This is a genomic window from Pseudomonas lalucatii, assembly GCF_018398425.1.
GTDB classification, from domain to species: domain Bacteria; phylum Pseudomonadota; class Gammaproteobacteria; order Pseudomonadales; family Pseudomonadaceae; genus Aquipseudomonas; species Aquipseudomonas lalucatii.
The window spans coordinates 2,104,586-2,118,543 of record NZ_JADPMV010000001.1; the positions used below are offsets into that span (position 1 = coordinate 2,104,586).

Genomic DNA, 13,958 nt, shown 5'->3' on the forward strand with positions numbered 1-13,958 from the left:
CCGGGATCGGCCCCGGGCGCCGAACGGTTGGCCGGCGGCGGCGCGCAAAGTCGCCCGCGGCACTGGCGATCGCTCCGCCAATCCGGGATCATTCTGGCCCCGGCCACCTGCCCTCTGCGCCCCGGCCGGCTGCTACATTCAGCCCACCTGTCCCGAGAGACGAGATCGCCGATGGCCTCCGAGCTGTTCAGTCTGTACCTGAAGTTGCTGGTGCTCTACAGCCCCTTCTTCGTGTTGTCCTGCTTCATCGGCCTGAGCCGCGGCTACACGAGCAAGGAGCGCAAGCGCCTGGCCTGGAAGGTGGCCGGCGGCGTGGTGGTCGCCAGCGTGCTGCTGTACCTGTTCGGCAAGCACATCTTCAGCCTGTTCGGCATCACCATCGACGCCTTCCGCATCGGCGCCGGCAGCGTGCTGTTCATCTCGGCCCTGGGCATGGCCCAGGGCAAGTCGGCGGTGCAGAGCGACAATGTCCAGCAGGACGTCACCATAGTGCCGCTGACCATTCCGCTCACCGTCGGCCCCGGGACCATCGGTGCGCTGCTGCTGATGGGCGCCAGCCAGCCGCACTGGGACGACAAGCTGCTGGCGGTGGTCGCCATCGCCCTGGCCAGCCTCACGGTGGGCGTGGTGCTGTACCTGTCCAACCAGTTCGAGCGCCTGCTCGGCGACCAGGGCCTGCAGATCGTCAGCCGCCTGATGGGCCTGTTCGTCTGCGCCCTGGCGGCGCAGATCATCTTCACCGGGGTGAAGAACTACCTGACGCTCTGATTCGGTGCGCGGCAGCGGGCGGCGACCGGCCATCGCACCATCGAGGTGCAGCCCCTGTGCCGCCCCTTCCAGACTTACCTCAAGAGCCGCCCTCGGTGCCGTTTGGCACGGAAGCTGCGAGAGGACCGGCACCCTCACCGCCACAGCCGCGCCCGGAGTCACAGATGCACCGCCCCCTCGATCCGCACGCCCTGCCTGCCGCCGGCACCCGCCGGGTGGCCGTGCCACGACCTCGCGCCTGAGGCCGCCATGCCCCATTCGATTCGCGACGCCAGGGTCGCCGACCTGCCCGCCATCCTGGCCATCTACAACGATGCCGTGCGCCACTCCACGGCGATCTGGAACGACGCGCCGGTCGACCTGGCCAACCGGCGCGCCTGGTTCGACGCCCGCACCCTGCAAGGTTACCCGATCCTGGTGGCCGAGGACGGCCAGGGCGCCGTGCTCGGTTATGCCACCTTCGGCGACTGGCGGCCGTTCGCCGGCTTCCGCCACAGCGTCGAGCATTCGCTCTACGTGCGCACCGACCAGCGCGGCCAGGGCCTGGGCCCGGCCCTGCTGGCGGCGCTGATCGAGCGCGCCCGGGCCTGCGGCAAGCACGTGATGGTCGCGGCCATCGAGAGCGGCAACGACGCCTCGATCCGCCTGCACCGGCGCCTGGGCTTCGTCATCAGCGGGCAGATGCCCCAGGTCGGCTGCAAGTTCGGCCGCTGGCTCGACCTGACCTTTATGCAGCTGATCCTCGACCCCGGCATGGAGCCACCGACCAATGGAAAGCCCTGAACGGCGCATGAGCAGCCTGCAGCTGCACCGCGTCAGCGCCGCACGCTTCGCCCGCTACCGCCCGGGGCTGGGCGCCCTGCTGCGCGACGCCGTGGCCCAGGGCGCGTCGGTGGGGTTTCTCGCGAACCTGGATGAGCTGCAGGTCGAACGTTATCTCGACGAGGTGCTCGCCGCTGTCGGCCAGGGCCATCTGCTGTTGTGGGTGGCGGTGGAGAACGAGCAACTGCTGGCCTGCGTGCAACTGAACCTGTGTCAGAAGGCCAACGGCCGCAATCGCGCCGAGGTGCAGAAGCTGCTGGTCCTGCACCCTCAGCAGCGCCGCGGCCTCGGCCAGCGACTGATGGCCGCCGTGGAGCAGGCGGCCCGGCGACACGGGCGTGGACTGCTGTTTCTCGATACCCAGGCCGGCTCGACGGCGGAAACCTTCTATCAGGCCCTCGGCTACAGCCGCGCGGGCGAAGTCCCGGACTACGCCTGCAGCCCGGACGGCGAGCTGCACCCGACCGCCCTCTACTTCAAGCGGCTGCCCGGGCCGGGGGGGCGTCAGACTGGGCCGGAGACAGCCGGGCGCCGGCCAGACGGTACCGGCGCCAGCGCTAAGGCGTGGTCTCCAGCAGGCGCGGCGGGACATTCGGCTCGGCGAACCAGCGCCCATAGGTGGCGGCAAAGCCGCCATCGCGCTTCAGTTCGTCGAGGGCCGCCTGCCAGCGACGGACCACGGCGGGGTCCGTCTTCGGCGAGAGCGCCAGATAGGATTCGTGACGGAGGAAGACGAACTGCGCCTCGACCTGGTCCGCCGTCATGCCCACCATGGCGAGCAGGCCCGGCAGGGCGATGTCGCTGGCTGCCAGCACATCGGCACGGCCCTGGCGGAACATCTGCATCATGATCTCGGCGGACGCCACCGTATAGATATTGTCGAAGCCCCGGGACCGCAGGTACTCGTAGCTGTACCACTGCCGGGGCAGCACCAGCCGAGCCGCCCGGGCGTCCGCCAGGTCGCCGAAGCGCAGGCCTGAGCCCTTGCGGACGTAGAAGCGCGTGAGGGTCTGGGTCAGAGGCCCCACCCACTGGAAGGCCGACTCGCGGCTCGGTATGCGCGCCGTGGTGAACACCCCGGCATTCGCCTCGCGTCGAGCCTTGGTATAGCCCCGGGTCCAGGGCCCCAACTCGATCCGCACCGGGTCGCCGGTGCGCGCCGACAGGGTCTGGATGATCTCCATGGAAAAACCGCCGAGCCGGCCATCCCGGCTGAAGTTCAGCGGCGGATTCTCCTCGGTGTAGAGCGTCAGCTCCAGCGCATGGCCGGGCACGCCGCCGAGCAGCGTCAGCGCCATCGCCCACAGCGCGCACCTCAACCCCACCCACGCCCCTCGCATTCCCGACAAGATCTGCACTCCTCTGTGCGCGGCACTCGCTGCCGCCGGACGCTGCCGGTCACGGCAGAGCGCCCTCGTGCGGACCTTGGCAAGCCGGCCCGAGCCTTGCCCGCCCCTCATGGCGCCGCCAACGCCGTGATGGCCCGGTTGAGCCGGCCCATCACCTCGATCGGCACGTCCCTGCTGCACAGGATATGGCGCTGGAGCCCCGGCGGCATGTCGGGGAAACCGTACTCGGCGAGTCCGCCCAAGCCCGCCTCCCGGCTCCGCTGATAATGCCAGTCGGCCTGGTCGGCCAGCATATAGGCCATGCGATTGGCGGCCACCATCTGCATCAGACCGGACGGCGCCACGGTGACGCGCACGACCCGGTTGGCGCTGCGCGCGATCAACGCATCCAGCTCAGGGCCATAGGACACCCCGTCCACCACGCCGAGGCTGATGTCCGGATCGGCCAGCAGCGAGGCGAAGCTTCCATGCTCCTGGATCGCCGGAAGCGCCGCAGCGCTGGCCAGCAGCGTGTGCGGCGGGTCGGCATGGAAGGGCAGGCTGAACTGGGCGAGCCGCTCCCGTTCCGGCAGACGGTACCAGCCTATCGAACAGAAGCCCCGGGTTCCGCGCTGGAAATCCCGCCAGATGCGCTTGGACGGGCGCTCGACGAACAGCGCCGGCACCTCGGCCCGGGCGAAGAGGCGCCGGGCACGCAACAGCAGGAAACCCTGGGCACGACCATTTTCCCGATAGTGATAGGGCGCCTTGTCGCGCCAGGCCACCGTGATCGGCTCGGCGGCAACCGCCCCCCAGGCGACGAGCCAGCAGAGCGCGACGCCAGCTAGGCGCAGGCCCATGCCGCTCGCCCTCGGAAACTACGGAACATCATCACTCCCATCCATGCGGCGCAGGGCGCCCACCGTACCAGTCGCCGCCCGCCGCACCTCACGGCCGCGTCCGCCAGCGTCAGGGCGCCAGTCTGCTCGACTTCGGGAACATGCGAAAGGACGCGCGGCCAGCGCCGGCTACCCGGAGGGCGCTGGCCCCGGGACGGCGGCAAGCGCTGCGGCGGCTCAACGCAACTGGCTGTCCTTGCTGCCGCGGCGGTTATAGCCCCCGCTGGCCTGCCGCTGCTGGTCATGCTCGGACTGGCAGGCCACGCACAGGCGCACGCCGGGAATGGCCCGCCGCCGCGCCTCGGGAATGCTCGCGTCGCACTCCTCGCAATGGCTCAGGCTTTCGCCCCTGGGCAGCTGGCTACGGGCGCGGGCGATGGCGTCCTCGATGCTGCTGTCGATCTGTTCCTGCACCGCCCCGTCACTTGCCCAGCCACCGGCCATAGCCACCTCTCCAGTCTCGAACCCATAGCCGCTAGATATGCACGTCCCGCCGCGGTTTTACAAGGGCAGGTCATCGGCTGGAGCGGAGCAGCCCCACGGCGACAGGCCGCGCACGCGGGCTAACGGCGCTCGAGCGGCGCCAGCAGGGCCCTGATCGACGGACTGTCGAGGTTGTCCCGCGTCACCAGTACGGCCTCCAGCTCGACCTCGCGCCGCCGCGGCTCCAGCCGCTTTTCGCGCAAGGCCTGGTGGGCCAGCAGCACGCCCTGATAGCCCATGCGGTAGGGCTGCTGGACCATCAGCGCGGCAATCTGACCGCTGCCCAGGGCCTCCAGCAACAACGGATCGGCGTCGAATCCCAGGTGCAGCACGCGCCCGGCGCTCTGCAGGCGCAGCAAGGCGGCATAGACCTGGCGGGTCGAGGAACCATTGGGAGTGAACAGTGCATCGAGCCTCGGCAGCTCCTGCACCAGGGCCTCGAGGGTCGCCTGCGGCGGATCACCGAGGTGACGGTCGAAGACGATGGCCAGGCCTGCCGCCCGCACCGCCTGGACGAAGCCCCGCTGGCGGGCGCTGGTCGAGGGAATCTCCGGGGTCATGCGGATCATCCCCACCCGGCCCTTGCCGCCCAGACGCTGCACCACGTAGCGGCCGGCCGCCTGGCCGGCACGGTAGTTGTCGGTGGCGATCAGCGCCTGCGCATCGCCGCCGCCGACATCGCGGTCGATATAGAAGGTCAGCACCCCCTGGCCCTTGAGCTCGCTGACCCGGGCATTGATCTGCGGACCGGCCGGGGCGATGACCAAGGCCCTGCAGCCCTGTTCCAGCACCTTGTCGATCAGCCGCAGCTGCGTCGCCACGCTGCCCTCGCGCCGTGGCCCGCGCAGATAGAGCTCTACGCCAAGGTCCAGCGCCGCCTGGCGGGCACCGGCCTCCACTTGCCGCCAAAAAACATGGGCGCTGGCGGTCACCACACCGATGCACTCCTTTGCCGAAATCGGCCCCACCCAGACTGTGCACAGCGCACAGAGCCAGGCGAACCGACGTACAGCCGGAAAGGACTGCATGATCGGACTCCCGCGGTCACGATGACCACTACATCGCAGGTGATATCACTTTAGTATCAAAGCATCCGTGCCGCCAGCGGCGGTGGCGCGAGGCGAACACCGCGCATGCGCCCGGCCCCACCACCCCGGCGCTCTGCACAACCTTGTCACAGTCCGGCCGACAATCGGACTGGCGGCCACGCCCCAGGCAGGCGATCATCGGCACTCTTCCCCGGCTTTCGAACGAGACATGACCGATATCACCGTCGCCACGCACAAGCCCCGCCCCCTGATCGACCTGCTGATCAGCATTCTGATCCCCTCGCTGATCCTGATGAAATTCAGCGGCGAGGCCCGCCTCGGCGCCGACGGCGCGCTGGTGCTGGCCCTGGCGTTCCCCCTCGGCTGGGGCTGTTTCGAGCTGCTCAAGTACCGCAAGTTCAACTTCATCGCCCTGCTCGGCCTGATCAGCGTACTGCTCACCGGCGGCATCGGCCTGCTCAAGCTGGACAACCAGTGGCTGGCGATCAAGGAAGCCGCGGTACCCGGACTGATCGGCATCGCCGTGCTGGTCTCCACCTACACGCGCTACCCGCTGATCCGCACCATGCTGCTCAACCGCTCGGTGCTGGACGTCGACAAGATCCACGACCGCCTTGAGCAGGGCGGCCACACCGCGGCCTTCGAGGCCCGCCTGCTGCGCGCCACCTACTGGCTGAGCGGGACCTTCTTCTTCTCCTCGGCGATGAACTACGCCCTGGCCAAGTGGATAGTGGTCAGCCCGGCCGGCAGCGAGGCGTTCAACGCCGAGTTGGGCCGCATGAACCTGCTCAGCTACCCGATGATCGCCATCCCCTCGATGATCATGCTGATGGCCATCTTCTACTACCTGTGGCGCACCATCCACGGCCTCACCGGCCTCAAGCTGGAAGAGATCATGGCCCACGCCGCGCCGGAATCGCAGTCCTGATCCGCCCCGGACGGCGCACCCGGCCCTGACCCGCTCGGCATGCTGACGCTCTCGGCCTATCTCGGCCTGTTTCTCTCCGCGCTGGGCGCCGCGACCCTGCTGCCGCTGCAGTCCGAGGCGGTACTGGTCGGCCTGCTGCTCGGCGAGGCCTACCCGGTCGGGGCCCTGCTGGCGGTGGCCAGCGCCGGCAACGTGCTCGGCGCGCTGCTCAACTGGCTGCTGGGCCGCTACCTCGAACACTTGCGCCACCGGCGCTGGTTCCCCCTGAGCCAGCGCCAGCTGGAGCGCGCCCAGGGCTGGTACGGGCACTACGGCCACTGGTCGCTGCTGCTCAGCTGGATGCCCGTGATCGGCGACCCCCTGACCCTGGCCGCCGGCATCATGCGCGAGCCGCTCTGGCGCTTCCTGCTGCTCGTCGGCCTGGCCAAGACCGGGCGCTACGCCGTGCTGGCGGCACTGACCCTGGGCTGGGGCTGAACGACGGCAGCCGTCCCCCGTCGTCAGAGGCGATGATCGGGGCAGCATTCTGCGGCGGCCTCACATAGAATGCGCGGCCGTTTTTCTGGAACAGCGCGCAGCATGTCTTTCTCCACCCCCGCCCGCGCCTGCGGCATCGACTTCGGCACCTCCAACTCCACCGTCGGCTGGCAGCGCCCCGGCGCCGACCGCCTGATCGCCCTGGAGGACGGCAAGATCACCCTGCCCTCTGTGCTCTTCTTCAATTTCGAGGAGCGCCGCCCGGTCTACGGCCGCCTGGCCCTGCACGAATACCTGGAAGGCTACGAAGGCCGGCTGATGCGCTCGCTGAAGAGCCTGCTGGGTTCCAAGCTGCTCAAGAGCGAGACCACGGTGCTGGGCAGCGCCCTGCCGTTCAAGGACCTGCTCGGCCTGTTCATCGGCCAGCTCAAGCAGCGCGCCGAGGCGGTGGCCCAGCGGCCGTTCGAGGAAGTGGTGCTGGGCCGCCCGGTGTTCTTCGTCGACGATGACCCGGTCGCCGACCTGGAGGCGCAGAACACCCTGGTGGCGGTGGCGCACAAGCTCGGGTTCAAGGAGGTGTCGTTCCAGTACGAGCCCATCGCCGCGGCCTTCGACTACGAGGCCGGCATCGAGCGCGAGGAACTGGTGCTGATCGTCGACATCGGCGGCGGCACCTCGGACTTCTCCCTGGTGCGCCTGGCGCCCGAGCGCCGCGCCATCGCCGAGCGCCAGGACGACATCCTCGCCACCGGCGGCGTGCATGTCGGCGGCACCGACTTCGACAAGCAGCTCTCGCTGGCCGGGGTGATGCCGCTGTTCGGCTACGGCAGCCGGATGAAGAGCGACGCGCCGATGCCCACCAGCCACCACCTCAACCTGGCCACCTGGCATACCATCAACGCCGTCTATTCGGCGCAGTCGCAGCGCCAGCTGCAGAGCATGCGCTACGACATCCTCGACCCGACCGGCATCGACCGCCTGTTCAGCCTGATCGAGCAGCGCGCCGGACACTGGCTGGCGATGCAGGTGGAGGACAGCAAGATCGCCCTCACCGAATGCGCCAGCAGGTCCATCGACCTGCGGCGCGTCGAGCCGGGCCTGGTCGCCGAGCTGAGCCGCGAACTGTTCGAGGGCGCCATCGCGCCGCTGCTGCAGCGCGTGCGCGCCAGTGTCGGGCAGTTGCTGGACAGCGCCGGCGTCGAGCGGGTCGATACGGTGTTCTTCACCGGCGGCTCCAGCGGCATCCCGGCGCTGCGCCGGGCCGTGGCGGCGCTGCTGCCCACTGCCCGCCATGTGGAGGGCAACAACTTCGGCAGCATCGGCAGCGGCCTGGCCATCGAGGCGCACAAGCGCTACGGCTGAATCAGGCCACAACGGGGCCGAGCCGCAACAAAAACGCCAGCTTCACGCTGGCGTTCTTTGTTTTAGCGGTTGGGTCGACGCCCCCTTGCGAGACTGTCAGCGCGGCGCCACCGGGCGCTTGGCCGGCTTCTTGCCACCCTTCTTGTCCGCGCCCTTGCCGCTGCGCTCGGCCTTGGCCCGCGCCTCGGCCGCGGCCTTGGCCTGCTCGCGCTTGTCCCAGGGCTTGCTGCCGTCGCTGCCGCGCGGCGGCAGGCCGCTGTGCTGGGTGAGGATCTTGCCGACCGTCTTGCCCTGGGCGCCGACCTTCTTGCTGCCGGCCGGGGTGGAGTTCTTCCGTCGCGCGCTCTGGTAGCTGTCGCTGGCCGGCTGGTGCAAGGGGATCAGCTGGTGCTTGCCCGGGCCGATCAGGTCGCCGCGCCCCATGCGCTCCAGGGCCTCGCGCAGCAGCGGCCAACCACGGGGGTCGTGGTAGCGCAGGAAGGCCTTGTGCAGGCGGCGCTGCTGCTCGCTCTTGACGATGCTCACGCCGTCGCTCTTGTAGGTGACCTTGCGCAGCGGGTTCTTGCCCGAGTGGTACATGGCGGTGGCGGTGGCCATCGGCGAGGGGTAGAAGGCCTGCACCTGGTCGGCGCGGAAATCGTTGCGCTTGAGCCACAGGGCGAGGTTCATCATGTCCTCGTCGGTCGTCCCAGGATGGGCGGCGATGAAGTAGGGGATCAGGTACTGCTCCTTGCCCGCCTCCTTGGAGTACTTCTCGAACATGCGCTTGAACTTGTCGTAGCTGCCGATGCCCGGCTTCATCATCTTGTCCAGCGGGCCGCGCTCGGTGTGCTCCGGGGCGATCTTCAGGTAGCCGCCGACATGGTGGGTGACCAGCTCCTTGACGTATTCCGGCGACTCCACGGCCAGGTCGTAGCGCAATCCCGAGGCGATCAGGATCTTCTTCACCCCGGGCAGGGCGCGGGCCTTGCGGTACAGCTCGATCAGGGACGAATGGTCGGTGTTGAGGTTCTCGCAGATGCCGGGAAACACGCAGGACGGTTTGCGGCAGTGCTTCTCGATCTCCGGGTCCTTGCAGGCGATGCGGTACATGTTGGCGGTCGGCCCGCCCAGGTCGGAAACCACCCCGGTGAAGCCCGGCACCTTGTCGCGCATCTCCTCGATCTCGTGGAGGATCGACTCGTGGGAGCGGTTCTGGATGATCCGCCCCTCGTGCTCGGTGATCGAGCAGAAGGTGCAGCCGCCGAAGCAGCCGCGCATGATGTTGACCGAGAAGCGGATCATCTCGTAGGCCGGGATCTTCTCCTTGCCATAGGCCGGGTGCGGCACCCGCGCATAGGGCATGCCGAACACGTAGTCCATCTCCTCGGTGGTCATGGGGATGGGTGGCGGGTTGAACCACACGTCCACCTCGCCGTGCTTCTGCACCAGGGCGCGGGCGTTGCCCGGGTTGGTCTCCAGGTGCAGCACGCGGTTGGCGTGGGCGTAGAGCACCGCGTCGCCGCGCACCTTCTCGAAGGACGGCAGGCGGATCACCGTCCTGTCGCGCTCCAGGCGCGGGTGCGGCAGCAACTGCACCACCTTGGCCGCATTGGGGTCCTCGACCGGCCCTTTCTCCTGCTCGATGGCGCAGGCGGCGGTGTCCTGGGTGTTGACGTAGGGGTTGATGATCTTGTCGATCTTGCCCGGGCGGTCGATGCGCGTGGAGTCGATCTCCAGCCAGCCCTCGGGCGTGTCGCGGCGGATGAAGGCGGTGCCGCGGATGTCGTTGATCGTCTCGAGCGACTCGCCCGCGGCAATGCGCTGGGCGATCTCCACCACCGCGCGCTCGGCGTTGCCGTACAGCAGGATGTCGGCGCAGGCGTCGATCAGGATCGAGTGGCGCACCTTGTCCTGCCAGTAGTCGTAGTGGGCGATCCGCCGCAGCGAGGCCTCGATGCCGCCGAGGACGATCGGCACGTGCTTGTAGGCTTCCTTGCAGCGCTGGCTGTACACCAGGCTGGCGCGATCGGGACGCTTGCCGGCCAGGCCGCCGGGGGTGTAGGCGTCGTCCGAGCGGATCTTCTTGTCGGCGGTGTAGCGGTTGATCATCGAGTCCATGTTGCCGGCGGCGACGCCGAAGAACAGGTTGGGCTCGCCGAGCTTCATGAAATCGTCTTTCGACTGCCAGTCCGGCTGGGCGATGATGCCCACGCGAAAGCCCTGGGCCTCGAGCAGGCGGCCGATGATGGCCATGCCGAACGAGGGATGATCGACGTAGGCATCCCCGGTGACGATGATGATGTCGCAGCTGTCCCAGCCGAGCTGATCCATCTCTTCCCGGCTCATCGGCAGGAAAGGCGCCGGGCCGAAGCACTCGGCCCAGTATTTTGGATAGTCGAACAACGGCTTGGCTGCTTGCATGGTCTTGACCGAGGGGGCGGATTGGATCGGGCGCGGAATATAGCACAAATTTTGACCAAACCCGACGACCGCACTGGGTTTTGCCGGGGAATTCGCCCCCGCCGCGGCGACAGCCACGGGTGATTGCGCCGATGGCTTATGGCTATACTCCGGCCAGAAGACACCGGCGCAGCCTGAGCCGGGATAGGGGGTTTGCAGTGCGGCAGTTGATCTCCTCGCTGGTCCTGTGGCTGGGCCTGGCCGCGGGTGCCTGGGCGGCCCCCGCGCTGCTGAGCGCAGACGACAGCGGCCGCTCGCTCAATCGGCACATCGAACTGCTGGAAGATGTCGGCGCCCAGCTGGGCATCGACGACATGGCCGACCCCGCCATCCAGGCGCGCTTTCGCCCCGCCGCGGGACGCGCCAGCGTCGGCCAGAGTCGCCATCCCTGGTGGATCAAGCTGGAGCTGGCGCGCAGCGCCGATGCGCCGGGTGACTGGTGGCTGGAAGTCGGCGCGGTGACCCTGCTGGACCTGCAGCTCTTTCTTCCCGACGGCCGCGGCGGCTGGCAGCAGCGCCAGTCCGGCGAGCGGGCGAGCTTCGCCGCGGGACGCGACCATCCCTACCGGCGCGCGGTGGTCCGCCTGCCACCGCTGGACACGCAGCCGCTGACGCTCTACCTGCGCACCTACGACCCCGCCGGCAACTCCTTCCCCCTGCGCGCCTGGCAGATCGCGGAACTCGACCGCGTCGCCGCCCGGGAAAACCTCGGCCTGGGCCTGGTCTACGGGGTGATCGCCGCCCTGCTGTTGTACAACCTGTTCATCCTCTTCAGCCTGCGCGACAGCGCCTACTTCTGGTACGTGCTGACCACCGCCTGCGCACTGCTGTTCATCCTCAGCATGACCGGTCACGGCTTCCAGTACCTGTGGCCTGGCCAGGAGGTACCGTTCTGGCTGGACCGCATCACCCTGCCCTCGCTCTGGGGCCTGTGTGCCAGCCGTTTCACCCAGACCCTGCTGCAGACCCGGCGCCACGTGCCCTGGGCCCACCAGCTGCTGAACATGGCCTGCCTGGCCTATGTCGCCGCCATCGCCCTGAACGCCCTCGACCTGCGCGGCCCGGCCGCCTGGATCATCGCCCTGCTGTCGCTGACCAGCATCCCCGCGGCGCTGGGCAGCGCCCTGATCCGCTGGCGCCAGGGCTTCTTCCCCGCCCTGCTGTACCTCGGCGGCTACGGCCTGGTGCTCGGCAGCATCGGCATCCTGTTGCTGCGCGCCACCGGACTGCTGCAACCCTCGGCGCTCAATGCCTACGTTTTTCCCCTGGCGGTCGCCGCCGAGTCGATCCTGTTCTCCTTCGCCCTGGCCTACCGCATCCAGCTGCTGAAGCAGGAGAAAACCGCGGCCCTGCGCCAGGCGGACCGGGAAAAGACCGCGCGCCTGGCCCTGGCCCAGGCCAATGCCGACGAGCTGCAGAGCGCCGTGGCGCGACGCACCGCCGAGCTGGCGGCGGCCAACGCACGCCTGCGGCTACGGGAGCAGGAGCTGCAGCATGCCGCTTTTCACGACGCCCTGACCGAACTGCCCAACCGCCGCTATCTGGTCGAGCGCAGCGGCTCCGCCCTGGCCCACGCCGAACGCCACGGCGAGGTCGTGGCCCTGCTGCTGATCGACCTCGATCACTTCAAACCGATCAACGACAGATTCGGCCACGACGCCGGCGACCTGGTGCTGCAGGAAGTGGCCAAGCGCCTGCGCCTGCATCTGCGCAGCGGCGATACGGTGGCACGCCTGGGCGGCGACGAGTTCGCCGTGCTGCTGTGCGGCGCCGATGCCGAAGCCCACGCCCGGGAAGTCGCCGAGCGCCTGCTGAGCGAACTGGCGCAGCCGGTGTGCTATGGCGCCGAACGCCTCACGGTGACCATCAGCATCGGCGGCGCGCTCTATCCCCAGCACGCCAGCACCTTCGCCGGCCTGTACAAGGCCGCCGACGAGGCGCTGTACCGGGTCAAGGCCCGTGGCCGCTCGGGCTGGCGGCTCTGCGGAGAAGACGGCGAGCTGAGCCGCAGCGCCCGCCTGCAGCTGGACGTGCTGAACGTACCGAGCGGCCTGAGCTAAGCGCCCAGGCTCGTCCGCCTTATCCGCCCCCCAAGGAGCATGCCCCTGCCACAGGCCCGGCGCAGGTCGCCATTGGCAGCAGTCGGCGGGGCTGCAGGCTACTGACAGCAGGCTGTCAGTAGCCCTGGCCTAGAGTGGCCTCGACAGGTTGAAGAGCGCCCCCTGGCGTCGACCTGCTGACACCACTGCCTTTCAAGGAGAGAGAAGATGAATGCACTTAACTGGTTCGAACTGTTCGTCGGCGACTTCGAGCGCGCCCACAATTTCTATGAGCGGGTCCTGGCCAGGTCGCTGGAGGTGATCGAGGGCATGGGCGGTCGCATGGCCCTGTTCCCCCATGCCCCGGAAACTGGTGTGGGCGGCTGCCTGAGCGACTCGGCCGAACAGCAGAGCGGCGTAGGCGGCACGCGTGTCTACCTGAACGTGGAAGGGCAATTGGATGCCGTGGTGAACCGGGTGCCGGCCGCGGGCGGGGTGATTATCCAAGGCAAGATGTCCATCGCCCCCCATGGCTTTATCGCCGTGATAAAAGACAGCGAAGGCAATGAGGTGGGCCTGCACAGCATGTCCTAAAGCCACCTCGCACCTGCTGGTCGTCCTCCCAGAGGCCGGCCAGCCCGTTAATCAGGGAAGGGTCATGAGGCGCGCCGACCGTCTGTTTCAGATCGTGCAGTTCCTGCGCAGCCGCCGGCTGACCACCGCCCAGTGGCTGGCCGAGCGCCTGCAGGTATCGGTGCGCACCATCTATCGGGACATCCAGGACCTGTCGCTTTCCGGCGTGCCGCTGGAGGGCGAGGCCGGGGTCGGCTATGTGCTGCGCCAACCCATGGACCTGCCGCCACTGATGTTCGAGCGCGAGGAGATCGAGGCCCTGCTGATCGGTGCGCAGATGGTCAAGGCCTGGGCCGACCCACAACTGCGCCGGGCCGCCGAATCGGCCCTGGCGAAGATCCACGGCGTACTGCCCAACGCCCTGCGCGACGAATTCAACCGCAACCAGCTATTCGCCCCCGAGGTGAATCATTACCCGGTGCACTGGCTCGCACAGGTGCGTCAGGCGATACGTCAGCGGCGCAAACTGCAGCTCGGCTACCGCGACGAAAACGGTCAGGCCAGCCTGCGCCGCATCTGGCCCCTGGGTCTGTTCTTCTGGGGCCAGACCTGGACCCTGTGCAGCTGGTGCGAATTGCGCAATGACTTTCGCAACTTCCGCATCGACCGAGTGGAGCATCTCAACGACACCGAGGAAAGCTTCGAGACCGCAGAGGGCCAGCGCCTGGCGGACTACCTGGCACCCTATCTGGGCAACGCGGCATTGGCCCCACGCTACAAATCCTGAG

At 68.4% G+C, this 13,958-nt stretch carries 13 protein-coding genes and 1 pseudogene; 9 read left to right on the forward strand and 5 right to left on the reverse strand.

The window, feature by feature from the left end:
- Window positions 1-171: 171 nt before the first annotated feature.
- The 3 genes and pseudogenes from I0D00_RS09580 to I0D00_RS09590 all read left to right on the forward strand — a co-directional run.
- Complete coding sequence (locus I0D00_RS09580; protein ID WP_213639492.1) at window positions 172-768, forward strand: MarC family protein; 597 nt, start codon at window positions 172-174, stop codon at window positions 766-768.
- A 249-nt stretch (window positions 769-1,017) separates the two neighbouring features.
- Complete coding sequence (locus I0D00_RS09585) at window positions 1,018-1,551, forward strand: GNAT family N-acetyltransferase (RefSeq protein WP_213639493.1); 534 nt, start codon at window positions 1,018-1,020, stop codon at window positions 1,549-1,551.
- Window positions 1,552-1,558: 7 nt separating this feature from the next.
- Window positions 1,559-2,083 (forward strand): annotated as a pseudogene (locus I0D00_RS09590) (N-acetyltransferase family protein); the annotation flags it as partial.
- Between the two features lie 64 nt (window positions 2,084-2,147).
- On the opposite strand, the gene I0D00_RS09595 reads toward I0D00_RS09590, so the two are convergent.
- The 4 genes from I0D00_RS09595 to I0D00_RS09610 form a co-directional block, all read right to left on the reverse strand.
- Entirely contained in the window at window positions 2,148-2,888 is a 741-nt protein-coding gene (locus I0D00_RS09595) for a substrate-binding periplasmic protein (RefSeq protein WP_213639494.1), read from the reverse strand.
- Between the two features lie 158 nt (window positions 2,889-3,046).
- Entirely contained in the window at window positions 3,047-3,778 is a 732-nt protein-coding gene (locus tag I0D00_RS09600) for a transporter substrate-binding domain-containing protein (RefSeq protein WP_213639495.1), read from the reverse strand.
- Window positions 3,779-3,994: 216 nt separating this feature from the next.
- Window positions 3,995-4,261, reverse strand: coding sequence for a DksA/TraR family C4-type zinc finger protein (locus I0D00_RS09605; protein ID WP_213639496.1), 267 nt, complete (start codon window positions 4,259-4,261; stop codon window positions 3,995-3,997).
- A gap of 119 nt (window positions 4,262-4,380) precedes the next feature.
- The gene (locus tag I0D00_RS09610; protein WP_213639497.1) at window positions 4,381-5,235 is read right to left on the reverse strand and encodes a substrate-binding domain-containing protein; all 855 of its coding nucleotides are present in this window, start codon (window positions 5,233-5,235) and stop codon (window positions 4,381-4,383) included.
- 322 nt (window positions 5,236-5,557) lie between these two features.
- Here I0D00_RS09610 and I0D00_RS09615 point away from each other — a divergent pair, with 322 nt between their 5' ends.
- The 3 genes from I0D00_RS09615 (at window position 5,558) to I0D00_RS09625 (ending at window position 8,116) form a co-directional block, all read left to right on the forward strand.
- Window positions 5,558-6,277, forward strand: coding sequence for a VC0807 family protein (locus I0D00_RS09615; RefSeq protein WP_213639498.1), 720 nt, complete (start codon window positions 5,558-5,560; stop codon window positions 6,275-6,277).
- Between the two features lie 39 nt (window positions 6,278-6,316).
- Window positions 6,317-6,754: a YqaA family protein gene (locus I0D00_RS09620; protein ID WP_213639499.1), complete on the forward strand. Its 438-nt coding sequence runs from the start codon at window positions 6,317-6,319 to the stop codon at window positions 6,752-6,754.
- Window positions 6,755-6,856: 102 nt separating this feature from the next.
- Window positions 6,857-8,116 (forward strand): Hsp70 family protein, encoded by a 1,260-nt coding sequence (locus tag I0D00_RS09625; protein WP_213639500.1) that lies wholly within the window; start codon window positions 6,857-6,859, stop codon window positions 8,114-8,116.
- Between the two features lie 96 nt (window positions 8,117-8,212).
- Here I0D00_RS09625 and I0D00_RS09630 read toward each other — a convergent pair whose 3' ends face one another.
- Window positions 8,213-10,519, reverse strand: coding sequence for a YgiQ family radical SAM protein (locus tag I0D00_RS09630; RefSeq protein ID WP_213639501.1), 2,307 nt, complete (start codon window positions 10,517-10,519; stop codon window positions 8,213-8,215).
- 197 nt (window positions 10,520-10,716) lie between these two features.
- Here I0D00_RS09630 and I0D00_RS09635 point away from each other — a divergent pair, with 197 nt between their 5' ends.
- From I0D00_RS09635 to I0D00_RS09645, 3 genes are all read left to right on the forward strand, one after another.
- Window positions 10,717-12,618 (forward strand): diguanylate cyclase domain-containing protein, encoded by a 1,902-nt coding sequence (locus I0D00_RS09635; RefSeq protein WP_338050403.1) that lies wholly within the window; start codon window positions 10,717-10,719, stop codon window positions 12,616-12,618.
- 207 nt (window positions 12,619-12,825) lie between these two features.
- Complete coding sequence (locus I0D00_RS09640; RefSeq protein ID WP_213639503.1) at window positions 12,826-13,191, forward strand: VOC family protein; 366 nt, start codon at window positions 12,826-12,828, stop codon at window positions 13,189-13,191.
- 64 nt (window positions 13,192-13,255) lie between these two features.
- Entirely contained in the window at window positions 13,256-13,957 is a 702-nt protein-coding gene (locus I0D00_RS09645) for a helix-turn-helix transcriptional regulator (RefSeq protein WP_213639504.1), read from the forward strand.
- Window position 13,958 lies beyond the last annotated feature (1 nt).